Genomic DNA, 26,536 nt, shown 5'->3' with positions numbered 1-26,536 from the left:
CCATCCGCGAAGGTGGCCGGACCGTGGGGGCTGGGGTCGTCTCCAAAATTGTAGAGTAATCGAACGACGCGTGGGTTCCACCCACCGTACAGCGAAACATACAAAGGCCGCCCCTAGGGGCGGCCTTCTTGCGTTGTGGCCGTCACGATCAACCAAACCTTCCCCGTGGGGAAAACGCATGGTCAGGTCAGGTATTGTTAACTACTGCGGGGAGCTGGGTCGATAAGGCGGGGTGAGCACCGACCTCACGCATGGCGACACAATACGATGCCTTCCCGGACAGGACATGGGACTCCGAGAAGATCAAAGGCCGCCCCAGTCTGCGCGGCCTTTTGCTTCTGCCCATGCTCTTATCTGGATATTGATGGTTGAATGAAGATGAGGGGATGGAAGGATAGATGCTCGCAACATTGACCATTGAAGAAGGTAGACCACCAATCGACATACTCACGCTTGATGAACTGCGGGCAAACCTAAAACTGGCAATGGATCATGCCACAACCATTGGGCGGCCAAACATTGTTTTTGTCACGATGCCCAACGGAAACACCATGTCACTTGTCGTCGGCGCTGGAAACGAAACGGTTTTGGATTTCGTGTATCATCACAAGGATCCACCCTACTTTGCTAGCAAGGCCGATACTGATGATATCGAGCCTTATCTCGTCGCCTATGTCGGGCTTGTCCACCATACCGAGTTACCGCGCCGAAATGTGGTGCCGATGGACCTAGGAATGCGCGCGCTGAATGATTTCGTCAAAGATGGTGAGCTGCCCCCTGCAGTGGATTGGATTGAAGTGTGACTCGGGCAATGCGCTCCACGTTGAACAGCATTGCGCAAACGAAGTTTGCGCCGCGCCCGAACCGACCCCACGGGGCGGGCGCGGCGACGACGGGGCACGATCATCGTTGCAGGCTACTCGGGACGATCAACGATCCTTGTGACGGTCGTGGCGGAAGTGGGATTTGTACTCTTCCTGCTCGCGTACCTGTTTAGCATAGCGCATGTCCATCTGCGCCATCGTCACGACCACCAAAGCCAGCGCTAAGACAAAGTCAAACACCAAGAAGACGACAATCAGACCATCCATAAACCTACTCCGCAAACCGTTCCTCTCTATCCACATAGAGCGAATTGACAGATTGTCGCACCAAACCGTCAATTCTTGCTGAATACCGGTCGCGCGACCAAGTTTCACCTTTCTGCCGCATCTGAATCCGGGTACGCGCTGACCTGTGAAATCGCGCGGATCAGATATGTCTTTCCCATCGCCTGACACGCTCCACCCCGTGACGTTGCCTGATGGCACTGTTCATAAGGGCAACGTCTTTCTGAAGGCGGCGATCACCCATCCGAATTGGGAGATTGGCGATTATACCTACGCCAACGATTTTGACCCGCCGGAAGAACCATCGCTTTGGGCCGGGCGGCTGGCGCCCTATCTCTTTCCGTGGGCCAACGACCGGATCATCATTGGGAAATTCGGGCAGATCGCCCATGGCGTGCAGTTCATCACGGATGGTGCCAATCACGCGCGGGACGGGTTTTCGACATTTCCATTTGCAATTCATCAGCCCGAGCGTTTTGGCGCCTATGCAAAGACGCTGCGGCCCGGGCGCGACATTAAGGTTGGCCATGATGTCTGGATTGGCACGGGCGCCCGTATTCTCGCGGGTGCACAGATCGGCAACGGAGTGATCATCGGCGCAGGGGCTGTTGTGAGCCGTCCTGTGCCGGACTACGCCATTGTTGCGGGCAACCGGGCAGAGGTGCTGCGGATGCGTTTTGATCCCAGCACAATTGCTGCACTCAATGAAATTGCCTGGTGGGATTGGTCGATTGAGAAGATCCTCGCCCATGAGGCCGCGATTACAGGTGCGAATTTGGCAGCCCTGCGCGCGGCAGCCGGGCGCTGATTACGGGCCGCGTGGCAGGTCCAGCATGTCGTCAGCCCGTGCGGTGGTCTCGACCATGAAATCCTGCAGGCGGGCCCTTAGCGCATCCATCTGATCGGCGTCCATTTTACGAGGGATGACGTCATCGAACTTGGCATATACGTACGCGCCGCGCGTCAACGGCAGCGGGATCAGCATTTTATCCCAACTGTCAGCCCGCTTTTGCTTTTTCGTCGCGAACGCATAGCAAAAGATCGGCAGACCGGTGGCCCGCGCCCAGTGGATAGGTGGGTCTTTCAGTTGCAGTGCAGGCCCCTCAGGTCCATCCGCCGTGATCCCTATGCTGGTGCCCTGCTGCACCAGTTTCATGATCTGGCGCGAGGCGGCGCGGTTCGAGCGTTTCTCGTTCATCTCAAACGGATGCAGTCCTTGCTGGCGCTGCATGGCCCCCACAACCCGCCCGATGGGAGAGCGTGTGTGGATCGTTGAGAGTTGCCCATGCTCTAACGGCCAATGGGCGGGCCCCAGCAGCAACCGGCTGTGCCACACGACGAGGATCACAGGGCCCTTCGCCAAGGCAGCCTCAAGCCTTTCACGCCCTTCGCCCTGCCAGCGTGTGGTCCTGTAACAGACGCCGAAAATCAGGCGCGCCACAAATCCCAGGACGATGGCGAGCGTTTCGGAGTTTTCCAGCCTTTTGCGAAATTTCATGCCCGATCAGCCGCGTGGGATTATGGTTCTACCGCTTCATATTTCCACGCAGCCGACCAAGTCCACCCTTGATCCTCTTTGCAATTCGGACTAGTCCAACATCCGGTCGTAGGGGTATAGCTCAGTTGGTAGAGCGGCGGTCTCCAAAACCGTAGGTCGCGGGTTCAAGTCCTGCTGCCCCTGCCAGACCCGCTTGCCGCCCGCTGGAGGCTTATTTTCCCATATGTCCGCCGATGATTTGACACTCGCCTTTCACATCGGTGCGCATAAGACGGCGACGACCCATTTGCAGCGCTCGCTGATGAAGTCGGTCGAAGGGATGGCGGCGGCAGGTGTGCGGTACTATGGCCCCCAGGACTTTCGTTTGCCGGGGCGGTCGATTTTTGCGCTTTTTGGCCTGAAGGATGATCTGCCCTCTGGGCCGCGCAGATCGCCGCAGGCGCAACTGGCATTGATGCGCAAGGATGCGACACGCGTTGTTTTCAGTGAAGAGAACTTTATCGGTGTCCTCAACTCACCGCGCCGAATGCAGGTCACCCAGCGCTATCCGCATGCGGCGATACGGATCAGCCGACTGGCGGCGGCGCTTGAGCGCCCCGTTGACGTGCTTCTTGGGATCCGCCACCCGACGGCTTTTCTGAACTCGGCTTATTGCCAGCAGTTGATGGGCGGGCGGGTCGTGCCCTTTGCCCGTTACCATCAGATCAATCCGGTCAAGAGTGTGGATTGGCTGGATCTTGTCACACGGTTGCGCGCCGCCGAGGGTGTGGGTCAGGTCACGGTCTGGTGCTATGAGGATTACACAGCCCTTTTTCCTCGGATTTGTCGTGCTTTGGTGGGCGCGAATGCCGCGACTTTGGTCCGCCCCTTGGACAGACGCATTCATGAGGGGTTGTCGGCAGAGGCGGTGGCCGAGACATTGGCCCGCCATGCACGCGATCAGACCGAAAAGCTGGGTTTTGCCATGCGCAAGACGATGCCCGTCGGCCCTAAAAATCCAAGATTTGACGGGTTTGGGGCTAATACCCATGCGGCAGGTGATGTCGCGTATGCACGGCAGATTGCAGGCATCCGCGCGCTGTCGGGCGTGACGTTCCTGGACCCGGATCAGCCAGATTGACGCGGACACCAGAAAGGCGCGGCAATTGGAGCGTACAGCCATTGCATGACATGGGTCACATTTGACCCAGCTATTTCATTCCGAATTTTTCATTACCTGACAGAATAAATCAGGCAAGCCACGCGTAAGCTCGGTGATGACGGTGAGAATGGATGACCCGCTCACCGCATCAGCTGCGGTGCAACCCAACACCGGCAGTTTGCGCATGGGGATGAACCGCGTGTGCCGAAGTTTCCTGGAATGGGGCGCCAGGAGGCTTTGATGATCAAAACGTTCCCGAAATGAGATGAACTTATGACCATGAAGAACCGTTTTTTTGTAGCTCTTGGTTTGGTATTTTCAGCTGGCGTTGCAACCGCCGACACAATTTCGGAACAGAGCGTGATTGACGCGCAAACCGCATGGGGCGAGGGCATTGTGGCCATCTCTGAAACCCATACGACTGGCGGCGATTACACCGCACGCGCAACCGCACATATCAACGACCTTTACGCCTACGGGATGACGGATGTGATGTTCAAACCGACTTTGGCGGCTGACGACCAATTCCGCGAAGATTTTGCCGAGGCACTCAGCTATTTCATCGGTACTGAGGGGACCGAGGATACAGGCTTTGCCATCAAGGGCTGGACCAATGTCCGTTGGGAAAACAACGGCATTTTCACGACCGACGATGCGGCGATTGCGATGGGCAACTACTATTTCACTGGCCCCGATGGCAGTGAGACGAAAGTTGAATACTCATTCGGTTATGTGATGGATGACGAGGGCCAGTTGCGGATCAACCTGCATCACTCATCGCTGCCCTACGCCCCTTCGTAAGACGCCGCCTAGCGCAACAAAAAACCGGGCCGCTGATGCGACCCGGTTTCTTTTGATCAAGTTGATCCGGCTTAGGCCAGTTCGACCTCGGCGCCAGCTGCTTCCAGCTTGCCTTTGATCTCTTCGGCTTCGTCCTTGGCAACGCCTTCTTTGATCTTGCCACCAGCTTCGACGAGGTCCTTGGCTTCTTTCAGGCCAAGACCGGTGATGCCGCGGACTTCCTTGATGACGTTGATTTTCTGAGCGCCGGCGTTCTTCAGAACGACGTCAAACTCAGACTTTTCTTCAGCAGCCGCACCAGCGTCACCACCAGCAGGGCCAGCCATCATGACAGCGCCACCAGCAGCAGGCTCAATGCCGTACTCGTCTTTCAGGATTGTTTTCAGTTCTTGTGCTTCGAGAAGGGTCAGACCAACGATCTCTTCAGCCAGTTTTTTCAGATCAGCCATTTTATGCTTTCCGTTTCCGTTTTGTGTGTTCCAACGTGAGGGTAAACCTCAAGTCAAGTCAGTGCCTTATGCAGCTTTCTCTTCGATGGTCGAAAGAATGCTCGCGATGTTCGAAGCAGGCGCGCCAATGGCCCCGGCGATGTTGGATGCAGGTGCCCCGATGCAGCCCACGATCGAAGCGATAAGCTCCTCGCGGCTTGGCATTTTGGCAACTGATGTCACACCAGCTGGGTCAAGTGCTTGATCGCCCATAGCACCGCCGAGGATGACGAGCTTGTCATTCTCTTTGGCGTAGTTATCCATGACCTTGGCCGCAGCCACTGGGTCTTCGGAATAGGCAAGCACGGTCATGCCGGACAGGTATTCAGCGATGCTCGCGCATGGCTTTCCGTCCAAAGCAATCTTGGCGAGCTTGTTCTTGGCAACGCGCACGGCCCCGCCCGCTTCACGCATGTTTGCGCGCAGGTCCTGCATTTCGGCAACTGTCATGCCTTCGTAGTGGGCAACCACGACGACGCCAGAGCTTTCAAAGATCTGGCCGAGATCTTCGACCAGCTGTTCTTTTTGTGCTCTATCCACAGTTTCACTCCAAGTTTGGGAATTGCTTCCCGGCTCAATTTTGACAGCACGCGAACGCGCTGACAGTCGATGTCCAATGGATACGGGGGTTGAGCCGTTGGAGCCGAGGAGAGCCTCAGATCATTCCGGTCTATCCCGTCTCAGGCAGGAATTATTGGCGCAAGGCCGACCCACCGTCTCGGACGAACAAAGCCCCGACGAATCACGAGACGGGGCAATGACGTGTGGTTACTGGCCCCAAGCCGCGTTGCCAAGCCCCATTCTGTCTCTCTTTGCACTTGCTGGCGCTAACACTTGCTCAATTCCTTCACGCTATGAAACCATGATGGCTGAAGAAAAAGACACCAAGATCCGCGATCTCGAAGATTTTGCGGGCATTGCGTCGGATTGGTTCTGGGAGACCGATGCCGAGCATCGCTTTACCTATTTTTCGGGCCGTATGGAAGAAGTTACCAAGATCCCCAAGGCCGAGATCCTCGGCCGCAGGCGCGATATCGTGGCCAGTGATCGGGCTGACTTGGCTAAGTGGGATGAACATATTGCCGATCTGAACGCTTGTCGTCCTTTCAAGGATTTTGAGTATTCGATCAACAGGCGAACCGATGGATCGGTGCTATGGATGCGTGTTGCTGGCCAACCACTCTTTGCCGATGACGGTACCTTTATCGGCTATCGTGGCACCGGTCACGACATCACCCATGAAAAAGAGGCGATGCAGCGTCTGGTGGAAACCAACACCCAACTGGCCGAACGTAATCGTGAATTGGATGAGACGCGCAATGCGCTTGAGAGGGCGGCCTATGTCGACGCGCTGACCGGGCTGCGCAACCGGCGATCTTTTGAGCGAGATTTGAAGCTTGTTTTGGACAACGCTTACGCGTCGGTCGGACTTTTGCATGTCGATCTAGACCGGTTCAAATGGGTGAACGATACGCTTGGTCATCCGGCTGGTGACACGGTTCTTTCCGAGGCGGCGCGCCGCATCTCAATTGTGGTCAGTGACAAGGGCGCTGTCTATCGCGTGGGTGGTGACGAGTTTCTGATCATCATGCAGGACGGTGTCACATCCGATCTTGCCCAATGGGTGGGTGACGCAATTGTTGAGGCGATGGCTGCCCCGATTTGCCACGGCAATCAACGCGCAACCGTCGGTGCAAGCGTTGGTTTTGCCATCGCCAAAAATGGCTGCGTATCACCCAGCCGTCTGCTTGCGAATGCTGATGTCGCGCTTTACGCGGCGAAGCGTGGCGGACGCAACATGGTTTGCGAAACGACATCAGAGATGGAGGCACAGATCAGGGCAGACCGACGTCTGGCCGCGGATATACCTGCTGCAATTGAACGGCAGGAATTTGTTGCCTACTTTCAGCCGCAGGTGAATGTGGGAACCGGCGCAGTTGTCGGTGCAGAGGCGCTGGTGCGCTGGCAACATCCCGAACTGGGGCTATTGCTGCCCGGCACATTTCTGGATTCGGCAGCAGAGCTTGGACTACTGGCTGAGATTGATCGCCACATGCTCCGCCAGGCGTTAGATACGGCAGCGCGGCTGAAACAACAGGGACTGATACTGCCGTCGGTTTCGGTCAATATCAGTGCGGCGCGTTTGGTCGACCCCGAACTGCCGAAGGAAATTGATGAGATCTGGGTTGATCGCAGCTGCCGTCTCGCGGTCGAGTTGCTTGAAACGATCTATTTCGACGAAAGCCGTGAAACACCTCAGTTTGAGGAAAACCTGACCCAATTGCGCGAAATGGGGGTGCGGATTGAAACGGACGATTTCGGCAGTGGGCGGGCGTCGATCACCGGTTTGCTCAAGATCTGGCCCGACCGGTTAAAGGTGGACCGCAGCCTGATTCAGGCGGCTGTGACAGAACCGGTCAAGCGCAGCATCGTGTCAGCGATTTTGGATATGACGCGTGGCCTTGGTATTGAAGCAATGGCAGAAGGCGTCGAAACACAGAACGACATCGACGTGATCAGAGCGCTCGGATGTAACATTTTCCAAGGCTACGCTTTGTCGCGCCCGTTAAACGAGGCAGATTTGGCAACGTTTCTCGACACACAACAGAGCACGTGGCGTGCCGCCGGTCTGTAAGCGATGATGGGAACTGGAAACTGCGAGTGCCACAACGCCGATTGTTGGAATGGAGAATGCCAGATGGCTAGGACACTCGCGCAAAACCCCTGGATTTTTGGCTTCCCGTTTGTTCTTTCCCGATAAGCTAGACGCACATAAGCGCGGGATGCTTCGACGTCTCGTGGCGAACCACAAGAATGTTGGAAACATGTGATCAATAATCCCGGCAGCGCGGTGCATGCGTCGCCTAGACACTCAGCGGCATGTGGCGGTTGACGTCCTTATAAAGCAGATAGCGGAACGGCCCCGGACCGCCCGCGTAACAGGCCTGCGGGCAAAAGGCGCGCAGCCACATGAAATCACCGGCTTCAACCTCCACCCAATCCTGATTAAGCCGATAGACCGCTTTGCCTTCTAACACATAAAGCCCGTGCTCCATCACATGGGTTTCGGCGAAGGGGATCACGGCGCCGGGTTGAAAGGTGACGATATTGACATGCATGTCGTGGTGCATGTCTGCGGGGTCGACAAAGCGCGTCGTTGTCCAAGCGCCATTTGTGTCCGGCATTGCAGTGGTTTCGGCATTGTCTTCATGTGTGACAAAGGCGGTCGGAGGGGCGATCCCTTCAACAGCCTGATAAGCCTTGCGGATCCAGTGGAAGGTCGCGCCTTCGTCGGTCAGAAGCGCCCAATTCGCTTGCGGCGGGACATAGGCATAGCTGCCCGGTTTCATCGCGTGGGTCTCGCCTGCAACGGTCAGCGTGAGCGCCCCTTTTGTAACAAACAGCACGGCCTCTGCAGCGGGGTCCGTTTCCGGTTTGTCGCTTCCGCCGCCCGCGCTGACTTCAACAATGTACTGGCTGAAAGTCTCCGCAAAGCCAGAGAGCGGGCGGGCGAGCACCCAGGCGCGGGTTTTGTCCCAGAACGGCAAGTTGCTGGTGACGATATCGGTCATCACGCCCTTGGGGATTACGACGTACGCATCGGTGAATACCGCGCGGTCCGACAAAAGCTGCGTTTGCGGCGGCAGCCCGCCTTTGGGCGTATAATAGGTTGGTTTTGTCATTCTAGTGCCGCTCTTTGAAACGTCAGACTTTGGGCGCCGTGGCATATGGCAGATGCCCGGTCTTGATCCAGAGCTTTGCACCTGCCTCACCGGCGATCAAGCGCAGGGGTGCGCCCTCCGGCAGTCGAAGCCACGCCCCATTTTGCAATCTATCCCCGGCTTCCGTCGCGGCCCCCCCGATCATCAATATCTCGGCCCCGCCATTGGGCGTTTCTTCAAGCATCGCACCCGGTTCCATCGCTACGAACCGTACCGTTTCGCGGCTGTCCTGATGCAGGATTTTGCTGCTCACACGATCCTCCGGTAGGCCCTCATCCATCTTCATGCGGAACTGGGTCCGGTCATTGGGGGCGAACTGCCAGAGCTTTACGAAAATCGTGCAGCCGTCTTCTGCGCCCGGCGTATGAGAAGTGGTCGGCGGATTGCGCACATAGGTGCCCGCCGGATAATCGCCATGCTCGTCCTGAAAGGTACCTTCAAGAACGATGAATTCCTCACCACCATTATGCGTATGCGCGGAGAATGTGCTGCCCGGCGCATAGCGCACGATAGATGTCGCTCGCGCCACCTCATCGCCGATCCGGTCGAGCATGCGCCTTTCGACGCCGGGCATGGGCGAGGCTACCCACGGCATGTCATCCGTCTGGATCAGGACACGTTGGCTGAAATCGGCGTTGAGTTTCATCGTAAGCCCCTAAAGCGGTGCCAGCGTGATGCCAGCCTCCGACAGATGTTGCCGGATACCGCGTGCCATCGCTACAGCACCCGGCGTATCCCCGTGCAGGCAGATCGTGTCGATCTGACAGGGAATGTGTTTGCCGGAATTTGTGATGATCGCTTCGGCTTTTAACATCTCCAGAATGCGCGGCGCGGCGATGGCGGCATCATGGAGTACGGCACCCGGCAGGCTACGGTCGACAAGCGTGGCGTCGTCGTTATAGGCGCGGTCGGAAAAGATCTCACCCGCCCAATTGCATCCCAGTTCGCGCGCCGTTTCCTCTTGTGCGGTAGCGGCCAGCACCATGACCACGATATCCGGATCGACATCGAGCGCGGCCTGATAACAGACTCGCGCAAGTGCGTGATCGACCGACGCCATATTGGCCAGCGCCCCGTGCAGTTTCAGATGCCGCACTTTGCCGCCCGCACGTTTGGCCATCGCCTGTGCTGCGCCAAGCTGATAGGCGACGGCATTTACCAATTCCTTATGTGAGATCGGCAGGTTGCGCCGCCCGAACCCTTTGAGATCGGCAAAGCCGGGATGCGCGCCGATGCCGACACCCCTTTCGACGGCGGTGCGCATGGTCCGGTCCATCACATCCGGGTCGCCCGCGTGAAAGCCGCATGCGACATTGGCCGAGGTGACGATGTCCAAAAGGGCGGCATCATCGCCCATCTTCCAGGGTCCAAAGCCTTCGCCCATATCGGAGTTCAGATCGACGTTGCGTGTCATTCAGGGCCTTTCAAGATCGTCACCGGGTGTTGCCCCGCTGATCAACTGGTAGCCGAGCAGATCGGCAATGTCATGCGGGTCGCGGATGATTGGGCGACATGTGGTGGTGAGTTCCCTCAGGAGAGCGGCGTCTGACTTGGCGGTGGCGTCCGCCTCCTCGACGCTCAGAAACGTGAAGCGCAAGGGCGTGCCGGGTGCCGCCTGCGCGACTTTCGACAAATCCGCAGGGATCACGGTGCCGATGCGGGGATAGCCGCCGATGGTCTGACATTCGGCAAGCAGGACAAACGGAATGCCGTCCCCTGTCATCTGGATGTCGCCCGTCACAATCAGGTCGGAGACGATGTTGCGCCCTCCATCAACAGAGAAACCTGGCCCATCATGATCGAGCCGGACACCCTGCCGATTGCCCCGGAGGCTGCGGGTAAAGGGCGTTTCGGTAAAGCGCTGCAACGTTTCTTGACTGAAGAAGTCAGTCTGAGGCCCCGGCATGATGCGGATTGTGCCGCCGGTGAACCGGTCCTCCACCGACAATGCGACGGGAGAGGTCAGTGGTGCAGGGTCCGGTTCAAAAGGCAGCCGGTCACCCGTTGAGAGCAGGGAGCCCATGCCTGCGGTCAGATGGGCCGAGCGGCTGTCCATAACGGGCGTTGTTGCGATCCCGCCTGCCAAAGTCAGATAGCCAAAGACGCCGGTACCGGCCCCGCCGATCGTCAGTTTCTGCCCTGTTTGCAGGTGGTGGGTCTGGTTCGTAGCGATAGGCATACCATCAATATCGACCTGCATCTGCGCGCCTGTCAGCGCGATGCGGGTATCGCTATCGGTACTGAACGTGCCGCCAAAGCCCATCATTTCGATCACCGCCTGCTGTGGTGAAGCTCTCAGTAACGCCGCAGCCTCGAAAAGGGCGCGCCGGTCAACGGCGCCGCCCGCTGAGAGGCCCTGCGCCTTCCATCCCGGGCGGCCAAGGTCCTGTACGGTTAGCCCAGGCCCCGCGTGATGGATTGTCAGATGTGGCATCAGCGCAAGACCTCGCATCGCGCACCGCCATTTGTGGTGCTGTCCGCCCTGATATCAGCAAAGGCGCTGTCAGGAACCGCGTGAAACCGCACGCGGTCGCCGGGCTCAAACGCAAAGGGCGTGGGTGTATCGGGCTGATACACGCGAAACGCCGTCTGACCGATATGGCGCCAGCCGGTCGGCGCGTCGGCGGCCCAGATGATCAACTGGCGCACAGCCGTAATCAACGCCCCACGCGGCAGGCTTTCGGTCAGTGCGCTTTGACGGGGGATATCCCAATGATCGGGCAGCATGCCTTGATAGGCCTGTCCGGGCGCAAAACCGATGGCAATGACACGTGTTTCTTGCGCGGTGATTTCGGCAATCGCCTGATCGACTGAAAGACCCGCCAGTGCCGCCGCTTCGGCCAGCTGTGGGGCATGTTCGGGGCCAAAACAGGCTGGAATGTGCCACAGCCTTTTCGGGCTGGTGTCCTGTAGTGCCCGCTCAGTTGCAAGCGACTGGATAGCCTTGCCAACGGTGTCTCGTGTTGTCTTGGACGGGTCAAAACCGACCCGAACTGAGGTCAATGAAGACGCAACCTCGGTAACGCCGGTAATGCCAGCTGAGGCGAGCCTGTCCCGAAAGGCGAGTGCTTGGGCATTGGCTTCATCGGTCAGAAACCGCGAAAAACGCACGAGAATGCCATCAACACCAAGCGGGCGCAGTTCCGGTTCAGTATTCATGGTCAAGTCTTAGGCGCAACTGCCGACGTCGCCTAGCCGTAATCGACATTGAATTGCTGGACGACCTGCGCCACCTCTGAGACGGTCATGCCGACAGGGTTAAGGCCGCGTGTGAGGATAGCGAGCTTTGCGTTCTCTTCCAGCTCTTCCATCGCATAGACGGTCCCAGCAAGCGCATCGCCCGCAACGACCGGCCCATGATTGGCGAGCAGCACTGCACTGTGCCTGCCCGCGATGGCGCGCACCGCCGCGCCCATCGCCGGATCGCCGGGTACAAAGAAGGGCAGCCATTTGACCTTGCCCAGACGCATGATCGCGTAAGGGGTCAATGTCGGCAGGACATTTTCGCGGTCGATGTCGGGCAGCATCGACAAGGCGGTAGCGTAGGTGCAATGGAGATGGACAACAGCGCCGGCTGAGGGGCGGGTGTCGTAAAAGGCCGTGTGCAGCGGGATTTCCTTGGTTGGTTTGTCGCCTGCCAGATGCGCGCCGTCAGATGAGATCAGGCTGATCCGCGCGGGATCGAGAAAACCCATCGAACTGCCGGTGGGGGTGATCAGGATATCGCCGTGGGACAGTCGCACCGAGATATTGCCCGAAGAGCCATTGGTCAGCCCCCGTTCAAAAATGGACTTGGCAAAGCGGGTGATGTCTTCGCGCGTTTTGGCCTCTTCGCTCATCTCGTTGTTTCCATGTCGCGTAATGCTGTGGTGAAAAAGTCCTCCGCCCCAAAATTCCCGGATTTGAGCGCGAGCGCAATATCGCCGTGCCGCAGGGCGGGCACGCCGGGGGCAAGTTTCGGCCCAATGTAAAGGGTCTGGGCCTTGAGCCCCGTGACCACGGCCCCGGAGGTTTCGCCGCCCGCTACCACAATGCGTTTGACACCCCTTGCAGCGAGTGCGGCGGCAAGGTTGGCGAAAAGTGCTTCGATCCTGGAGGCAATCGTCTCGCGCCCATGGTTGGCCTGCGCCTCGGCGACGATCTCTGGATCGGCAGAGGAATAGATAAGTGGCGGTATGGGCTGGTCCAGCACCCATTCTGCGAGATCATCGATCTGGACTTTACCGGACATGACATCATCAGCGTTGATTTCCAGAGAAGGGGCGCTGGTTTTGTAGTGGGCGACCTGTCCGCGGGTGGCTCGGCTGCAGGAACCTGACAGAACAACGCCGGGTCCTGAGATGGCTTGCCATGGCGGGGTTGCGGGATCCGCGCCGAAATTCGCAGGCAGGCCCAATGCAATGCCTGAACCGCCTGTGAGCAGCTTTTGCCCCTTTGCCAGCTTTCCAATGGCGTAAAGGTCCGCCTCGGAAATGGCGTCAACGATCACCATGGCGGGACCTGCGGGCAGGGCCTGTGCCATTGCGGTTGGGCCTTGCGAGACCAGGGCATGTGGGAGTTGCGCCACGTGCCATCTCGTCTGTCGCGCGAGGACCCGGCGCAGATCGGCGTCTTTCATGGGCGTCAGCGGGTGATCCTGCATGCCGCTTTCATTCAACAGCACGTCACCCACGAACAGATGGCCCATATAGACACTGCGACCGTTTGCTGGAAATGCCGGGCATGTCAGGATGTGTTTGGCCCCAAGATGCGTGCCCAATGCCTCGGCCACCTGGCCGATATTGCCTGCATCGGTGCTGTCGAAGGTGGAGCAAATCTTGAAAATGATCTGCTCCGCGCCTTGGGTGAGGAGCCAGTCGCAGGCAGCGAGACTCTGGTCAATCGCCTCCTGAACGGGGATTGTGCGGGATTTTAGTGCGACCACGCCCGCCTCAACATCTGTCTTGGGATCGGGGATGCCCACGAATTGTGCCGTCCGCATGCCGCCCTCGGCGAGCGTGAGTGCTATGTCGGAGGCGCCGGTAAAATCATCGGCAATGACGCCGATCTTCACGATTTTGGACCCTGATCGAGGCGGGTGATGTGCTCGGCCTTCCCTTGCGGGAAGTTCTCGCGGACCAGTGGATCATGGCCAGGAATGATTAGCGAAGGTTTGGAGGCGAGCCTGTGCAGCGTGTCGAAACCGTCGAGCATGTTTTGCAGATCAACGACAATCGGGAACGGTTTGCGGGCCTCGAAATTCTCATAATAATGCGCTGCGTCCGAAGCCAGCACGAGCCAGCCTGCTGACGTTCGCACGCGGACGCATTGCAGGCCCCGCGAATGCCCGCCGATGCAATGCACCGTCACCCCATCGGCCACAGCTCCGTCACCATCATGAAAGATCAGCCGCCCGGTATAAAGCCGCTTGATCGCCTCACACACATGCGCCGCGGTGAAAGGCATGCGCAACGTGTCGTGGCACATGCAGGGGCCCGTTGCAAAAGCCATTTCCGCGGCCTGCATATGCAAGGTCGCATTCGGGAAAAGGTGCAGGCCGCCCGCATGGTCATAGTGCAGATGCGTGACGATGATGGTGGTGATATCTTCGGGCTTCAGGCCAAAGGGGGCCAGCGCTTCGCCGGGATTGAGGCGTATGGGACGGTCACGCGCAGCGGCTTCTGCATCGTCATAGCCGGTATCGACGAGAATAACCTCGTCGCCACGTTGCAGGAGCCACATGAAGTAGTCCATCGCATGCGGCGCGTCGTGATTGTCATCGAAGATAAAGCTGTCGGCCCGGGTCCGCGCATTGCGGTCGGCATATTTGATCGCGTGAACTTCCCAATCGCTCATTGTGTGACGCGGTCCCAGGTGTGAACGGTTTTTTCTGCGATAAGGTTGTGAGTGGCGGTGTCAAAGGCGCGGAAATGTGCGCTTGTCAAATGGGCATCAAAGGCCGCGCTGTCGGTATAGAGCTCGTAAAGAAAGACGGCGTCGGGATCGTGGCTGTTGGTGGCAACGTCAAATTGGTGGCAATCGGGCTCATCACGCAAAGAGAGCTGCGCATTTTCCAGCATCAAAGGCATGAACTCGGTAGCTTTGCCGGGCTTGAGGGTTAGCGTCACACAAACAGCGTACATTCTAAGTTTTCCTTTGCGCGCCTGCCCAGACCATAGGCTCCAATGGCTTGCGCGCTCTGATACTCTTTCGCCTGATCATCATGGCGGGTGGGTGTTCGATATTGCAAGTATTTGTGCATGGTTTAATGTATACATTCAAGTGGAAGCTCAGGTATAGGAATAGGCATTATGTCTCGTGTATTTCAGATCGCTGTTTTTGAGGGCGACGGCATCGGCCCCGAGATCATGCAGCCGACGGTCCGCCTTCTTGCTGAGCTGGCGACAGGACAAGCGGATTATGCCCTGGACTTCGCGACCCACCCGGCAGGCGCGGCGCATTATGCAAAGACCGGAGAAAGTCTGCCTGCGGCATCTCTGGAGGCAGCGGCTGCGGCGGATGCGATCCTATTATCTGCGATGGGTCTGCCAGACGTGCGCTATGAGGATGGGACCGAGATTTCCCCGCAGATCGATCTGCGCAAGGCGTTTGACCTCTTCGCAGGCGTGCGGCCCGTGCGTGTGGGCCCGGGGCATCCGACGCCTCTCAAAATCCCCGAAGGCCGCGAGATTGATTTTGTGCTGATCCGCGAAAGCACAGAAGGTTTGTTTCATACCCAAGGCCGGGGCGAGGTCAGCGCTGATGAGGCGCGTGAGACGCTTCTGATTACCCGCGACATCTCTGAGAAGCTGTTCCGGTTCACCTTTCAGTTGGCACAAGACCGTAAGAACCGTGGCGTGGGGGCGGGCCTCGTGACATGCGTGGACAAGGCCAATGTCTTTCGCGCATTCGCTTATTTCCGGGGACTTTTTGATGCAGAGGCAGCGAAGCATCCCGCATTGGCCGCCGATCATGCCTATGTGGATGCGACCGCGCTCTGGATGGTTCAGAAACCCTGGGATTTTGATGTTCTTGTGACAGAGAACATGTTTGGCGACATTCTGTCCGATCTTGGCGCGGGTCTGATGGGAGGGCTTGGCCTGGCCCCATCAGCGGATATCGGGCTGAACCAGGCGGTGTTCCAACCCTGTCACGGCTCGGCCCCTGACATTGCAGGCCAGGGCAAGGCCAACCCGATGGCGATGATCCTGTCTGCCGCCATGATGCTGGAATGGCTCGGCACGCGTCATCACGTTCCGGCGATGATCGAGGACGGGCAACGCTTGCGTGATGCGGTTGAGGCCGTTTTGTTGCAGCCTGACAACCTGACCCCTGATCTGGGCGGCGGCAATACGACTGCCGGAGTGGGCGAGGCGGTTATGACGGCCCTTGGCGCATGACCTTGCGCGTTGCCTGTGTTGGCGCGGGCTACTTCAGCCAGTTTCATATCGATAGTTGGCGCCGGATCCCGCATGTGGAACTGGTGGGCGTCTGCGATCAGGTGCGCGAAAAGGCAGAGGCGACGGGCGCGCCGGCTTTCACAAACCTCGCTACAATGCTTGATGCGGTGCAGCCCGATATCGTTGATCTGATCCTGCCGCCCGTCCGACATGCGGAGGCGATAAGGACGGCCATCGCGCATCAAAACCTCAAGGCGATCATCTGCCAAAAGCCTTTTTGCGAGAACCTGGCCGAGGCGGAAGACATGGTGGCGCTTGCCCAAGAGGCCAATGTGCCGCTGATCGTGCACGAGAACTTCCGCTTTCAGCCGTGGTATCGCAGGGCCAAAGAAGTGCTGGATCAGGGAAGTTTGGGTGATCTGTATCAGGTGACCTTTCGCCTGCGCCCCGGTGACGGGCAAGGGGCGGATGCCTATCTTGCGCGGCAGCCCTATTTTCAGAAGATGAAACGCTTTTTGATCCACGAGACCGGCGTGCACTGGATCGATACGTTTCGATACCTTCTTGGGCCACCTCATGCGGTCTATGCCGATTTGCGGCGCGTGAACCCCGTCATTGCGGGCGAAGATGCGGGTTTCGTTGTTCTCGACCACGCAGCGGGTGTTCGCGCGGTGTTCGATGGTAACCGCAACGTTGATCACGCCGCCGACAATCCGCGCCGCACGATGGGCGAGGCCACGTTCGAGGGTAGCGGGGGTGTGCTGACCCTGCGTGGGGACGGATCGCTTGGTCTTCGCAAGCATGGGGCACAGAGCGAAACCGTCATTTTGCCACCCGATGCTCATGAGGGTTTTGGCGGCGATTGCACGCATGCATTGCAATTGCACGTCGTTTCGGGACTAATGTCAGGGCAACCGCTTGAGAATTTGGCGGCAGATTACCTGCAGGTCATTCGCATAGAGGAGGCGGTTTACCGGTCGGCTGAGACCGGTCAGAAAGTGAAAGTTTAAGTCAATGCCGTCGCAAGCGCAGAAATCAAAAAGCAACTCGGCCATCGCGGTGGAAGAGTTGCGAAACCTGATTTTCTCTGGCGCGCTTCCGGCAGGGTCGGATCATCTGGAAAGCGAGTTGGCCGCCCGTCTGGGCATGTCGCGCACGCCCGTGCGCGAGGCGGCACTTCTTTTGGAAGGGCAGGGCCTGTTACAGGTGCGGGCCCGCAAGGGCGTCCGAATCCTGCCGATTTCCATCGAGGACATGATCGAAATCTACGATGTGCTGACCGAGCTTGAGAGCATGTCTGCCGCGAAAGCTGCCGAAAAGCGGTACGCGGCGGAGGACCTGTCCACGCTGGAAATCACGATCAGCGATATGGAAGCGGCTCTTGCTGCGGGGGATCGCGAGGCATGGGCGGCGGCGGATGATGCGTTTCATACCGAGCTTGCCCGGCTGGGCGGCAATTCGCGGGTGGTGACAATTGCCGCGTTGATGGGTGATCAGGTGCGCCGGGCCAAGGCGGTGACGCTTTACATGCGCCCTTTGCCGACGCAATCGAACAAGGATCACCGCAGCGTGGTCGAGGCGATCCGTGCCGGAGACGCGAAGACCGCGCATGACGTACACTACGCCCACCGGACGGCGGCCAAGGAGGTTCTGATCAACCTTCTGCGCCAGAATAGGATGCATATGCTCTAAGGTTTTAAGCGGCATGCGTTGAATTTTGCCGCTTTGCTGGTGGGGTTCTGGTAACTGCGACATCTCGTCCTTACTTAACGTCCACGTAAGGGCCTCGGCCAGGTAGGCCCGGATGCATTTGAGGACGTATTCATGAAAGACGATCATCGGCCCGATTTGGCGGGGCAACTGAGATTTGACAGTGATGCGGGTTCCGGTCGGTCAAAGTGGATCGCGATTGGCCTGGCGCTGGCGCTCGTGTTGTGGATGGGAAGCGGTTTCATCTTTCCCAGCCCGCAGGAGACGACAGAAGCGGAAGATGGTGGCCTGCGCCCCGTCGCAGTGGCCGTGATGCCGTCATCAGCGCAAGACGTGATGCTGGTCCTCTCGGCCGAAGGGCAATCGTTACCGGACCGCGCGACAGGTATCCGGGCCGAGGCGATGGGGCAGGTCACCGAAGTTACGGTGGCGCGGGGCGATTTTGTGAATGCCGGGCAAGAGATTGGCCGCATCGATGCCGCCACGACCGAGGCGCAGTTGCGTCAGGCAGAGACGGCACTGCAACAGGCGGTCCGCGATTTCGACAATGCGGTGTCCTTGCAGGTGCGCGGCATCGCCACGGAGGACCGTGTGACGCAAGCCCGCGCCACGCTTGCCGCGGCTGAGGCGTCGGTCGTGACCGCGCGCGAACAGGTGGACGATACGATCATCCGTGCACCCTTTACCGGGCGGTTGAATGACCTCACGCTCGACGAAGGTGAGTTTGTGAGCATGGGCGATGTTGTCGCGGAGGTCGTGGATAACGACCCGCTGACAGTTGTCATCCAGGTCCCACAGATCGCGCTTTCGCGTATTGAAAAGGGCCAGCAGGCCGAGGTCAACTTTATCACGGGTGAGAGTTTGGCAGGCACGGTGGGCTTTATCGGCAGCAATGCCGACCAGCAAACCCGGACCTTCCGCGTGGAAGTGATGGTCGACAACCCCGACAGTTTGATGCCCGCGGGGCTGAGCGCGCGTGTGACCATCCCGACGGGCCAGGCGCGGGGGCATTTCATCTCGCCCGCTATTCTGTCCTTGGGGCCCGAGGGTGATCTGGGCATCAAGACAGTCGAAGATGATGCGACGGTGGCGTTTCAGCCGGTCGAGATCGTGCGCGCCCAGACCGACGGGATCTGGGTAACGGGTCTGGCCGAGAAGGCCGACATCATCACTGTGGGACAGGGCTTTGTGAATGCGGGCGATGTGGTTGACCCACGTCCACAAGCAGCTGACGTAACCGCAAAGGCCAGCCGATGAACGCCCTCATTAACGCCGCTTTTGACCGCAGCAAGGTTGTGCAATTGCTGCTGGTCTTCCTCTTGGCCATTGGCACGATCGCCTACATTGCGATCCCCAAAGAGAGCAATCCAGAGGTTCCGATCCCGGTCGTCTACGTATCGGCAAGTGTCGACGGCATCTCACCCGAAGACTCGGAAGATGTGCTCTTGGGGCCGATGGAAGCGGAGTTTGCGTCGCTCACCGGTCTCAAGAGCATGACCGGGACGGCCAGCGAAGGGTATGGCAGCGTCCAGTTGGAGTTCGAGCCGGGATTTGATGCAGATGAGGCGCTGGATCAGGTGCGTGAGGCGGCGGACAAAGCCGAAGATGAGCTGCCGCAGGACGCCAACCTGACGGTGATCGAGATCAATACGGCATTGTTCCCTATCCTGACCGTGGTCTTATCGGGGCCAGTGCCAGAGCGTACGCTCAACACCCTCGCCGAAGATCTACGCGACGATATCGAATCGTTGGGTGGCGTGCTTGAGGTGGATGTGGCGGGCAAACGCACCGAATTGCTTGAGGTGCTGATCGATCCAACCGTTTTTGAGACCTACAACATCTCGTTTGACGAGTTGATTAGCTCCATCACGCGCAACAACCAGCTCATCGCCGCAGGTGCGATTGAAAACGAGGCCGGGCGGCTCGTGCTGAAAGTCCCCGGTCTGATTGAGGATTATGAGGATGTGCTCGAACTGCCGATCCTCGTGCGCGGGCAAACGGTTGTGACCTTTGCCGATGTGGCCACGATCCGGCAGACCTTTGAAGACCCGACAGGCTTTGCCCGGATCGACGGCCAACCGGCGCTGGCGCTGGAAGTGAAAAAGCGGGTCGGGGCCAATATCATCCAGACCGTGGACGAGGTGCGCGATGTCATCGATGCCGCACAGGCCGATTGGCCCGAAACCGTGCAGGTTCGCTATACGCTCGACGAAAGTCAGACCGTGCAGGATATGCTGTCCGACCTTGAGGCGAATGTGATTGCAGCGATCATTCTGGTGATGATCGTCATCGTTTACGCGCTTGGCCTGCGTTCATCGCTTTTGGTGGGGCTGGCCATTCCGGGGGCGTTCCTGACTGGCGTGGCGGTGCTCTATTTCATGGGTTACACCATGAACATCGTGGTGCTCTTTTCGCTGATCCTTGTTGTGGGGATGCTGGTGGACGGGGCGATTGTCACGGTCGAGCTTGCCGACCGTTACCTGCATGAGGGCGACAGCCCAAAAGTGGCCTATGCCCGGGCAGCCAAGCGGATGGCGTGGCCGATCATCGCCTCTACGGCAACGACGCTGTGCGTGTTCTTCCCGCTTCTGTTCTGGACCGGTGTTGTGGGTGAGTTCATGAAGTTCTTGCCAATCACGGTAATCTGCACGCTTGCTGCCTCGCTTTTCATGGCGCTTGTTTTTATCCCCGTCATGGGCGGTTTGATCGGCAAACGGCGCGCGCAATCCGCAAAAGCCAAGGCGCAGCTTTATGCAGCAGAGTACGGCGATCCGCGCCAGATGACCGGCTTTATGGGCGGCTATATCCGCGTTCTGGAGTGGTCGATCTTGCGGCCTTGGACGACGCTCAGCCTCGCGGTGATCTCGCTTGTTGGCGCCTTTGCCCTCTATGGGTCATTGGGTAGCGGACTGACCTTCTTCCCGGAGGTGGAGCCGGAATATGCGCAGGTCAGCGTGCGGGCGAAGGATAACTTCTCCGTCTATGAACAAGATGCGCTTGTCCGCGATGTCGAGGCGCGATTGGCCGATTACGACGAAATCGCCAGCGTTTACGCTCGGTCAGGTGGCAGCGGGCAAGGCAGCGACACTATCGGAGCCATCCAACTGGAGCTGGCGGAATGGGACACGCGGCGTCCCGTTGCCTTGATCGCTGAGGATATCCGGGCAGACATGGCCGAAATTCCTGGAATTGAGGTGCTGGTGGAAACCGATGCGGGCGGTCCTGGTGGCGGCAAGCCTATCAATCTGGAGGTTCTGGGACGCGTCGCGGCTGATCAGGAAGTGGCGGTTGATCTGATCCTGGCCGAGATGGAGCGTCTGGGCGGCTTTATCGACGTGATCGACAGCCGGCCCAATCCCGGCGTCGAATGGCAGATCGAAGTGGATCGGTCAGAGGCGGCGCGCAGCGGTGCGGATGTCGCGCTCCTCGGGCAGGCGGTGCAATTGCTGACCCAAGGGATCACCGTCGCGGATTACCGGCCCGAAGGCAGCGATGATGAGGTTGATATCGTGGTCCGCTTCCCTGCAGTTGACCGAACCCTGGCTGAGCTTGAGGCGCTGCGTGTGCCAACCAATGCGGGCCTCGTGCCGATTTCGAATTTTGTCTCCTTCCGCCCCTCACCGCAAAGCGGGGTGATCACACGGATTGATCAACAGCGGGTCATCACCATAGCCGCAGACGTGGCCCCCGGCGTGTTGCCCAATGACCAGATCATCGCACTGCAAGGCGCAATTGATCGCCTCGACCTGCCCGGAAGTGTCGAAATCGACTTTGCCGGAGAGGCGGAAGATCAGGAAGAGGCGATGACGTTCCTCATCGGTGCTTTCTTCTCGGCCATCGGGCTGATGTTTCTGATCCTGCTGACGCAGTTCAACAGCTTCTGGCAGGCCTTCATCGTGATGTCGGCGATTGTGTTCTCCATCGCGGGCGTTCTCTTGGGCCTTCTGATCACCGGTCGCCCCTTTGGCGTGGTGATGGGCGGGATTGGTGTGATCGCTTTGGCAGGCATCGTGGTGAACAACAACATCGTGCTGATCGACACCTTCAATCAGCTCAAGTCCCAAGGGCTGTCATCGCTTGAGGCCGCCTTGCGTACAGGCGCGCAACGTTTGCGGCCTGTGGTGTTGACGTCGATCACCACGGCGCTGGGGCTGATGCCGATGGTCATCGGGCTCAACATCAACTTCTTCACGCGCGAGATCATCTATGGCGCGCCGTCAACCCAATGGTGGACTGAATTATCGGCGGCGATTGCTGGTGGTCTGGTCTTTGCCACGATCCTGACGCTGCTTGTCACGCCTGCCATGCTGATGCTGGCAGAAAGGCGAGCCAAGCGGTTCGAAACCGGGCCGTTGCTTGCGGCGGCGGAATAAATGACGCTCCTCAGAGGTTTATGTCCTTACGTCACGTTTTTGCTGTCTTCACAAATGCACCTTTCGCTTTAGTGTCCTCTAAAGTTTTGGGAGGAACGGATGGACAGGACAGACAAACCCTGGACTGCGCTTTACGACACTGATGTGCGGGCCGAAATCGACGGGCCGCAATTCCGCACCATCGGCGATTTCATCAGCGCGACCGCTGACACTTACGGTGATCTGCCCGCCTTTACCACGTGCTTGCCTAATGGGATGAACGGCACGCTGACCTTTGCACAAGCCGATGAGATGTCGGATGCGCTGGCCGTCTACCTGCGCGAGGTGGCGGGACTGAGCACCGGCGACCGCGTTGCCATTCAGGTGCCCAACTGCCTTGCCTATCCGGTCATGGCCATGGCGATCTTCAAGGCCGGTTGCGTGCTGGTCAACGTCAACCCGCTTTACACAGCCGAAGAGATGGCCAAGCAATTTGCCGATGCAGAGCCTTCGGCGATATTGATCGTCGATATGTTCGCCGACAAACTGGTTGAGGCGATGCATGGTCACCCGATCCCTAATGTGATCGTCACGCGCGTGGCCGAGTTCATGCCCGCCTTGCCCAAATGGATTGTGGGGCTTGTTCAGAAATACTGGGACAAAAGCGTCAAACCTATCACTTTGCCTCATATTCGTCTGCCCGATGCAATTGTAGCGGGGCGCACCAAACATGCCGAATTGCACAACGCGGTTGATGGGTATCGCCGCGATGTCTCACCCGACGATGTGGCGTGTCTGCAATACACTGGCGGCACAACCGGCGTCTCGAAAGGCGCGATGCTGACCCACAGCAACCTTTTGATGAACATGGAACAAACCATGGAACTCATCAAATCGCTGGAGCGTGGGAAGGAAGTCGCTTTGACAGCACTCCCCCTTTATCACGTCTTTGCGTTTACCGTGAATTTCCTCGGCTTCTATTCCATCGGTGCGCGCAATATCCTCATCCCTAATCCGCGCCCGCTGACCAGCATGAAACGCGCGTTCGAGAACTATAAGATTACCTGGCTGAGCGGGGTGAACACCTTGTTCAATGGGCTTTGTAATGAGGTCTGGTTTCTCGACACACCGCCCAAACACCTCAAATTCGCCTCCGCTGGTGGGATGGCCTTGCAAGGTGCCGTCGCTGCCCGCTGGGAAGAGGTGACGGGCAAGCCCGTGGTGGAAGGCTATGGGTTGACTGAATCGTCCCCCGTTCTCACCTTCAACCCGCTGGGCAAATCGCGGGCCAATTCGATTGGCGTGCCGGTCCCATCAACAGATGTGCGCTGCGTCGATGAAGACGGTGCGGACGTGCCGGTGGGTGAGGTGGGCGAGTTGATCGCCAAGGGGCCGCAGATCATGAAGGGCTACTGGAAAAAGCCCGAAGAGACCGAAAAGACGATCCAGAATGGCTGGCTCTTGACCGGTGACATCGCGGTGATGGAGCCTGACGGCTATTTCCGCATCGTTGACCGCAAGAAGGACATGATCCTTGTGTCTGGCTTCAACGTCTATCCGAATGAGATCGAAGACATGCTGGCGGCCCATCCCGGTGTGAACGAGGTTGCCGTGATCGGTGTGCCCGATGGCGCGTCGGGCGAGGCGGTGAAGGCCTTTATCGTCAAGCAGGATGACACGCTGACGGTCGATGCCGTGCGAAGCTACTGCAAAGAACATCTGACCGCCTACAAGGTGCCCAAGCAGGTCGAATTCCGCGACGAATTGCCCAAATCCAACGTGGGCAAGATCCTCCGCAAGGATTTACGCGCCGAAGAAGACGCCAAGACAAAAGTGAAAGAGCAGGCCTGACATGGTTGGAGCATTTGAACAGGCCCTGCTGGCCCTGATGATCTTTGTCATCATGCTGGGCATGGGTGCATCGCTGACACCGCGCGACTTTTACCTGGCGCTGCGCCGCCCCTATGGTTTGGCGATTGGCGTGATCTCACAATACGGGTTTATGCCGTTTATCGGTTTTCTGCTCATCACGCTCTTGCCGCTGGCCGAAGCCATCGCCATTGGCGTGCTGATCATGGCCTGTATGCCGGGCGGGACGACGTCGAATATCTTCACCTATTTCTCAAAAGGGAACCTGGCGCTTTCGGTGTTGATGACGGTGACGTCCACCGTGTTTGGTGTGCTTTTGATCCCGATCATTCTGGTGTTCTACTCGGCAGCACTCGATCTTGAAATCCCGCGCGAAAACATCATCGCCACGCTTGTTCTGCTGCTGGTGCCTGTCGCCATCGGGATGGTGATGCGGCGGTTGAATGCGAATGTTGGTGCGGTGACGGAGTTCTTCGGCTCGCTTCTTGCGCTCTTTTTCATTGTCTTTCTGATGGTCAGCTGGGTGCCGCGCAACTGGCAGTTTTTGATGACCACAACCTCGGCCACCTACATTGCTGCGATTGGACTGGGCCTTGTGGGGATCACGATTGGCTATCTTTTTGCGCGGGGGCTGCGGTTGCATCCGCGCAATGCCCGGACCGTTGCACTTGAGACAGGCATCCAGAACGGCCCGCTTGCCGTCGCGATCATCGCGTTTACCTTTTCGGGGACCGAGGCGCAAAGCTATATGGCGGTGCCGGTGCTTTATTCGCTCTTCATCGTGATCGTCTCGACCCTTGTCACGCTCGTCTTCCGCCGTGCCAACACGGCGGCCGAACAGGCGATGCCGGACGGGTTGTTGTAAGGCGGATGGTTCATCGCCGGTAAACCGCCTAACAAGGGGCAAATAGCTTTGCCGGAGGTTGCAGGTGCCCAATCCGCTTTATGACGCGCTTTTCGCCCCGCATGAGGGCAGTCCGTCGGTGTTTCTGGAAATGCCCGATGGTGGCGAGGTCACCTATGCTGCGTTCCTTGAAAAGGCGGCGCAATTTGCGCATGCCCTGAAGGCGGCAGGACTTCTGCCCGGTGATCGGGCTGCCGTGCAGATTGCAAAGTCGCCCGAAGCGCTGGCGGTTTACGCCGCCTGTGTGCAGACGGGGATCATCTTTTTGCCGTTGAACACGGCTTATACTGCGACCGAGGTCGCCTATTTCGTCTCCGATAGCGGCGCAAAAATCGTGCTGTGCGATGAAAGCCTGGCCGAAGGATTGACGCCGGTCGCGCAAGCCACCGGGGCGCGGCTAGAGACGCTCAATGGCGATGGCAGCGGTTCATTCATCGACTTGTCGCGCGCACATCCCCAACAGTTCGAGACGGTCCCACGCGCCTCGGATGATTTGGCCGCCTTCCTTTACACGTCCGGAACGACAGGGCAGTCGAAGGGGGCAATGCTCACGCAGGTGAACCTGTTGTCCAACGCCCAAACCCTGAAGGATATCTGGCATTTCACGCCCGATGACGTGCTGCTGCATGCCTTGCCGATCTTTCACACCCATGGTCTTTTTGTCGGTACCAACATCATGCTGTTGACCGGCGGGCGGATGCTGTTTCTGCCGCGCTTCGATCTTGATCAGGTCATCGCCATGATGCCGCGTGCGACCACCATGATGGGCGTGCCCACATTCTACACGCGTCTGCTGGCGGATGCGCGGTTTGACCGCGACCTGACCGCCCATATGCGTCTTTTCATATCCGGCAGCGCGCCCATGCTGAGCGAGACACATCACGCCTTTGCCGACCGCACCGATCATACGATCCTGGAACGCTACGGGATGACCGAGACGAATATGAACACCTCAAACCCCTACGAGGGCGAGCGGCGCATCGGTTCGGTCGGGTTTCCGCTGCCGGATGTGGACTTAAAGATTACAGACCCCGAAACGGGCGCACCTTTGCCGCAGGGCAAAACGGGCATGATCGAAGTGCGCGGGCCGAACGTGTTCAAGGGCTATTGGCAAATGCCCGAAAAGACAGCGCAGGAACTCCGCCCGGACGGCTTCTTTATCACCGGCGATCTGGGCCGCGTGGATGATGACGGCTATGTCTACATTGTGGGACGTGGCAAGGACCTGATCATCTCAGGCGGGTACAACGTGTACCCCAAAGAGGTCGAACAGGTGCTCGATGCACAACCCGGTGTGTTGGAAAGCGCGGTAATCGGCGTGCCGCATCCTGATTTCGGGGAGGGTGTTGTGGGCGTTCTGGTGGCGCAGGACGGAGGCACGATTGATCTGGATGCAATCCTCGTTCGTGCCGCAAATGACCTAGCAAAGTACAAATGCCCACGCCGATTGTTTGTGCTGCCCGAACTGCCACGCAATGCAATGGGGAAGGTGCAAAAGAAAGCCCTGCGTGATGCCTACGCCGACACGTTTGCATAGATCGCTGACGCATTCTGTTCCAAAGA

Annotated in this window: 26 protein-coding genes and 1 tRNA gene; 14 read left to right on the top strand and 13 right to left on the bottom strand. The window is 58.5% G+C overall.

Features of this window, described 5'->3' with window-relative positions; translation table 11 throughout:
• The first annotated feature begins 398 nt into the window (after positions 1-398).
• Positions 399-803 (top strand): Imm1 family immunity protein, encoded by a 405-nt coding sequence (locus SLH49_RS21675; protein WP_320271231.1) that lies wholly within the window; start codon positions 399-401, stop codon positions 801-803.
• A gap of 126 nt (positions 804-929) precedes the next feature.
• Here the strand turns inward: SLH49_RS21675 and SLH49_RS21670 are convergent, their stop codons facing one another.
• Entirely contained in the window at positions 930-1,091 is a 162-nt protein-coding gene (locus SLH49_RS21670) for a hypothetical protein (RefSeq protein WP_320271230.1), read from the bottom strand.
• Positions 1,092-1,257: 166 nt separating this feature from the next.
• Between SLH49_RS21670 and SLH49_RS21665 the strand changes: the two genes are divergently transcribed.
• On the top strand, positions 1,258-1,917 hold the full coding sequence (locus SLH49_RS21665; protein WP_320271229.1) for a CatB-related O-acetyltransferase: 660 nt from the start codon (positions 1,258-1,260) through the stop codon (positions 1,915-1,917).
• On the opposite strand, the gene SLH49_RS21660 is transcribed toward SLH49_RS21665, so the two are convergent.
• Complete coding sequence (locus tag SLH49_RS21660) at positions 1,918-2,607, bottom strand: lysophospholipid acyltransferase family protein (protein WP_320271228.1); 690 nt, start codon at positions 2,605-2,607, stop codon at positions 1,918-1,920.
• Between the two features lie 110 nt (positions 2,608-2,717).
• Here SLH49_RS21660 and SLH49_RS21655 point away from each other — a divergent pair.
• The 3 genes from SLH49_RS21655 to SLH49_RS21645 all read left to right on the top strand — a co-directional run bounded on the left by SLH49_RS21655 (position 2,718) and on the right by SLH49_RS21645 (position 4,549).
• Positions 2,718-2,793, top strand: a tRNA-Trp gene (locus SLH49_RS21655).
• A gap of 37 nt (positions 2,794-2,830) precedes the next feature.
• Positions 2,831-3,727: a hypothetical protein gene (locus SLH49_RS21650; protein ID WP_320271227.1), complete on the top strand. Its 897-nt coding sequence runs from the start codon at positions 2,831-2,833 to the stop codon at positions 3,725-3,727.
• Positions 3,728-4,021: 294 nt separating this feature from the next.
• Positions 4,022-4,549, top strand: coding sequence for a phosphoribosyl-AMP cyclohydrolase (locus SLH49_RS21645; RefSeq protein ID WP_320271226.1), 528 nt, complete (start codon positions 4,022-4,024; stop codon positions 4,547-4,549).
• Between the two features lie 71 nt (positions 4,550-4,620).
• Here the strand turns inward: SLH49_RS21645 and rplL are convergent, their stop codons facing one another.
• Positions 4,621-4,998: a 50S ribosomal protein L7/L12 gene (gene rplL / locus SLH49_RS21640; RefSeq protein WP_320271225.1), complete on the bottom strand. Its 378-nt coding sequence runs from the start codon at positions 4,996-4,998 to the stop codon at positions 4,621-4,623.
• 66 nt (positions 4,999-5,064) lie between these two features.
• Positions 5,065-5,577 (bottom strand): 50S ribosomal protein L10, encoded by a 513-nt coding sequence (rplJ, locus tag SLH49_RS21635; RefSeq protein ID WP_320241117.1) that lies wholly within the window; start codon positions 5,575-5,577, stop codon positions 5,065-5,067.
• Between the two features lie 322 nt (positions 5,578-5,899).
• On the opposite strand from rplJ, the gene SLH49_RS21630 reads away from it, so the two are divergent.
• Complete coding sequence (locus tag SLH49_RS21630) at positions 5,900-7,672, top strand: EAL domain-containing protein (protein WP_320271224.1); 1,773 nt, start codon at positions 5,900-5,902, stop codon at positions 7,670-7,672.
• Between the two features lie 229 nt (positions 7,673-7,901).
• On the opposite strand, the gene SLH49_RS21625 is transcribed toward SLH49_RS21630, so the two are convergent.
• The 9 genes from SLH49_RS21625 to SLH49_RS21585 are packed head-to-tail and all read right to left on the bottom strand — an operon-like array spanning position 7,902 to position 14,881.
• A complete protein-coding gene (locus SLH49_RS21625) occupies positions 7,902-8,720 on the bottom strand; it encodes a bifunctional allantoicase/(S)-ureidoglycine aminohydrolase (RefSeq protein WP_320271223.1) in 819 nt (272 codons plus the stop codon).
• Between the two features lie 22 nt (positions 8,721-8,742).
• Positions 8,743-9,405: a cupin domain-containing protein gene (locus tag SLH49_RS21620; RefSeq protein WP_320271222.1), complete on the bottom strand. Its 663-nt coding sequence runs from the start codon at positions 9,403-9,405 to the stop codon at positions 8,743-8,745.
• 9 nt (positions 9,406-9,414) lie between these two features.
• Positions 9,415-10,173: a 5-oxoprolinase subunit PxpA gene (locus tag SLH49_RS21615; protein WP_320271221.1), complete on the bottom strand. Its 759-nt coding sequence runs from the start codon at positions 10,171-10,173 to the stop codon at positions 9,415-9,417.
• Entirely contained in the window at positions 10,174-11,193 is a 1,020-nt protein-coding gene (locus tag SLH49_RS21610; protein WP_320271220.1) for a biotin-dependent carboxyltransferase family protein, read from the bottom strand. It lies immediately after the preceding gene.
• Positions 11,193-11,918 (bottom strand): 5-oxoprolinase subunit B family protein, encoded by a 726-nt coding sequence (locus tag SLH49_RS21605; protein ID WP_320271219.1) that lies wholly within the window; start codon positions 11,916-11,918, stop codon positions 11,193-11,195. Before SLH49_RS21605 ends, SLH49_RS21610 begins: the two co-directional genes overlap by 1 nt.
• A 32-nt stretch (positions 11,919-11,950) precedes the next feature.
• Positions 11,951-12,598 carry an aldolase gene (locus tag SLH49_RS21600; protein WP_320271218.1) on the bottom strand — a complete coding sequence of 216 codons (648 nt, stop codon included), beginning with the start codon at positions 12,596-12,598 and terminating at the stop codon, positions 11,951-11,953.
• Positions 12,595-13,812, bottom strand: coding sequence for a 3-oxo-tetronate kinase (otnK, locus tag SLH49_RS21595; protein ID WP_320271217.1), 1,218 nt, complete (start codon positions 13,810-13,812; stop codon positions 12,595-12,597). Before otnK ends, SLH49_RS21600 begins: the two co-directional genes overlap by 4 nt.
• On the bottom strand, positions 13,809-14,594 hold the full coding sequence (locus SLH49_RS21590) for an N-acyl homoserine lactonase family protein (protein ID WP_320271216.1): 786 nt from the start codon (positions 14,592-14,594) through the stop codon (positions 13,809-13,811). Before SLH49_RS21590 ends, otnK begins: the two co-directional genes overlap by 4 nt.
• Positions 14,591-14,881: a putative quinol monooxygenase gene (locus tag SLH49_RS21585; protein WP_320271215.1), complete on the bottom strand. Its 291-nt coding sequence runs from the start codon at positions 14,879-14,881 to the stop codon at positions 14,591-14,593. Before SLH49_RS21585 ends, SLH49_RS21590 begins: the two co-directional genes overlap by 4 nt.
• A 168-nt stretch (positions 14,882-15,049) precedes the next feature.
• Here SLH49_RS21585 and SLH49_RS21580 point away from each other — a divergent pair, with 168 nt between their 5' ends.
• The 8 genes from SLH49_RS21580 to SLH49_RS21545 all read left to right on the top strand — a co-directional run bounded on the left by SLH49_RS21580 (position 15,050) and on the right by SLH49_RS21545 (position 26,510).
• Positions 15,050-16,138, top strand: a complete 1,089-nt coding sequence (locus tag SLH49_RS21580; protein WP_320271214.1) for an isocitrate/isopropylmalate dehydrogenase family protein — start codon at positions 15,050-15,052, stop codon at positions 16,136-16,138.
• Positions 16,135-17,148 (top strand): Gfo/Idh/MocA family oxidoreductase, encoded by a 1,014-nt coding sequence (locus SLH49_RS21575; RefSeq protein ID WP_320271213.1) that lies wholly within the window; start codon positions 16,135-16,137, stop codon positions 17,146-17,148. The genes SLH49_RS21580 and SLH49_RS21575 overlap by 4 nt, the downstream gene beginning before the upstream one ends.
• Before the next feature lie 4 nt (positions 17,149-17,152).
• Positions 17,153-17,830, top strand: a complete 678-nt coding sequence (locus tag SLH49_RS21570; RefSeq protein WP_320271212.1) for a GntR family transcriptional regulator — start codon at positions 17,153-17,155, stop codon at positions 17,828-17,830.
• 132 nt (positions 17,831-17,962) lie between these two features.
• Positions 17,963-19,105, top strand: coding sequence for an efflux RND transporter periplasmic adaptor subunit (locus SLH49_RS21565; protein WP_320271211.1), 1,143 nt, complete (start codon positions 17,963-17,965; stop codon positions 19,103-19,105).
• Positions 19,102-22,221, top strand: a complete 3,120-nt coding sequence (locus SLH49_RS21560) for an efflux RND transporter permease subunit (RefSeq protein ID WP_320271210.1) — start codon at positions 19,102-19,104, stop codon at positions 22,219-22,221. The genes SLH49_RS21565 and SLH49_RS21560 overlap by 4 nt, the downstream gene beginning before the upstream one ends.
• A 99-nt stretch (positions 22,222-22,320) precedes the next feature.
• Positions 22,321-24,051, top strand: coding sequence for an AMP-binding protein (locus tag SLH49_RS21555; protein WP_320271209.1), 1,731 nt, complete (start codon positions 22,321-22,323; stop codon positions 24,049-24,051).
• Between the two features lies 1 nt (position 24,052).
• On the top strand, positions 24,053-24,934 hold the full coding sequence (locus tag SLH49_RS21550) for a bile acid:sodium symporter family protein (RefSeq protein ID WP_320271208.1): 882 nt from the start codon (positions 24,053-24,055) through the stop codon (positions 24,932-24,934).
• Between the two features lie 64 nt (positions 24,935-24,998).
• A complete protein-coding gene (locus SLH49_RS21545) occupies positions 24,999-26,510 on the top strand; it encodes a malonyl-CoA synthase (protein WP_320271207.1) in 1,512 nt (503 codons plus the stop codon).
• The last annotated feature ends 26 nt before the right edge of the window (positions 26,511-26,536 follow it).

It is taken from the genome of Cognatiyoonia sp. IB215446, from assembly GCF_033963825.1.
Classification (GTDB): Bacteria; Pseudomonadota; Alphaproteobacteria; order Rhodobacterales; family Rhodobacteraceae; genus Yoonia.
This window is presented reverse-complemented; position numbering and strand designations above follow the sequence as displayed.

Excerpts from the sequence above, each read along its gene's own strand:
- SLH49_RS21675 (WP_320271231.1), top strand. The coding sequence starts at position 399 with ATGCTCGCAACATTGACCATTGAAGAAGGTAGACCACCAATCGACATA.
- SLH49_RS21670 (WP_320271230.1), bottom strand. The coding sequence starts at position 1,091 with ATGGATGGTCTGATTGTCGTCTTCTTGGTGTTTGACTTTGTCTTAGCG.
- SLH49_RS21665 (WP_320271229.1), top strand. The coding sequence starts at position 1,258 with ATGTCTTTCCCATCGCCTGACACGCTCCACCCCGTGACGTTGCCTGAT.
- SLH49_RS21660 (WP_320271228.1), bottom strand. The coding sequence starts at position 2,607 with ATGAAATTTCGCAAAAGGCTGGAAAACTCCGAAACGCTCGCCATCGTC.
- SLH49_RS21650 (WP_320271227.1), top strand. The coding sequence starts at position 2,831 with ATGTCCGCCGATGATTTGACACTCGCCTTTCACATCGGTGCGCATAAG.
- SLH49_RS21645 (WP_320271226.1), top strand. The coding sequence starts at position 4,022 with ATGACCATGAAGAACCGTTTTTTTGTAGCTCTTGGTTTGGTATTTTCA.
- rplL (WP_320271225.1), bottom strand. The coding sequence starts at position 4,998 with ATGGCTGATCTGAAAAAACTGGCTGAAGAGATCGTTGGTCTGACCCTT.
- SLH49_RS21630 (WP_320271224.1), top strand. The coding sequence starts at position 5,900 with ATGATGGCTGAAGAAAAAGACACCAAGATCCGCGATCTCGAAGATTTT.
- SLH49_RS21625 (WP_320271223.1), bottom strand. The coding sequence starts at position 8,720 with ATGACAAAACCAACCTATTATACGCCCAAAGGCGGGCTGCCGCCGCAA.
- SLH49_RS21620 (WP_320271222.1), bottom strand. The coding sequence starts at position 9,405 with ATGAAACTCAACGCCGATTTCAGCCAACGTGTCCTGATCCAGACGGAT.
- SLH49_RS21615 (WP_320271221.1), bottom strand. The coding sequence starts at position 10,173 with ATGACACGCAACGTCGATCTGAACTCCGATATGGGCGAAGGCTTTGGA.
- SLH49_RS21610 (WP_320271220.1), bottom strand. The coding sequence starts at position 11,193 with ATGCCACATCTGACAATCCATCACGCGGGGCCTGGGCTAACCGTACAG.
- SLH49_RS21605 (WP_320271219.1), bottom strand. The coding sequence starts at position 11,918 with ATGAATACTGAACCGGAACTGCGCCCGCTTGGTGTTGATGGCATTCTC.
- SLH49_RS21600 (WP_320271218.1), bottom strand. The coding sequence starts at position 12,598 with ATGAGCGAAGAGGCCAAAACGCGCGAAGACATCACCCGCTTTGCCAAG.
- SLH49_RS21590 (WP_320271216.1), bottom strand. The coding sequence starts at position 14,594 with ATGAGCGATTGGGAAGTTCACGCGATCAAATATGCCGACCGCAATGCG.
- SLH49_RS21585 (WP_320271215.1), bottom strand. The coding sequence starts at position 14,881 with ATGTACGCTGTTTGTGTGACGCTAACCCTCAAGCCCGGCAAAGCTACC.
- SLH49_RS21580 (WP_320271214.1), top strand. The coding sequence starts at position 15,050 with ATGTCTCGTGTATTTCAGATCGCTGTTTTTGAGGGCGACGGCATCGGC.
- SLH49_RS21575 (WP_320271213.1), top strand. The coding sequence starts at position 16,135 with ATGACCTTGCGCGTTGCCTGTGTTGGCGCGGGCTACTTCAGCCAGTTT.
- SLH49_RS21570 (WP_320271212.1), top strand. The coding sequence starts at position 17,153 with ATGCCGTCGCAAGCGCAGAAATCAAAAAGCAACTCGGCCATCGCGGTG.
- SLH49_RS21565 (WP_320271211.1), top strand. The coding sequence starts at position 17,963 with ATGAAAGACGATCATCGGCCCGATTTGGCGGGGCAACTGAGATTTGAC.
- SLH49_RS21560 (WP_320271210.1), top strand. The coding sequence starts at position 19,102 with ATGAACGCCCTCATTAACGCCGCTTTTGACCGCAGCAAGGTTGTGCAA.
- SLH49_RS21555 (WP_320271209.1), top strand. The coding sequence starts at position 22,321 with ATGGACAGGACAGACAAACCCTGGACTGCGCTTTACGACACTGATGTG.
- SLH49_RS21550 (WP_320271208.1), top strand. The coding sequence starts at position 24,053 with ATGGTTGGAGCATTTGAACAGGCCCTGCTGGCCCTGATGATCTTTGTC.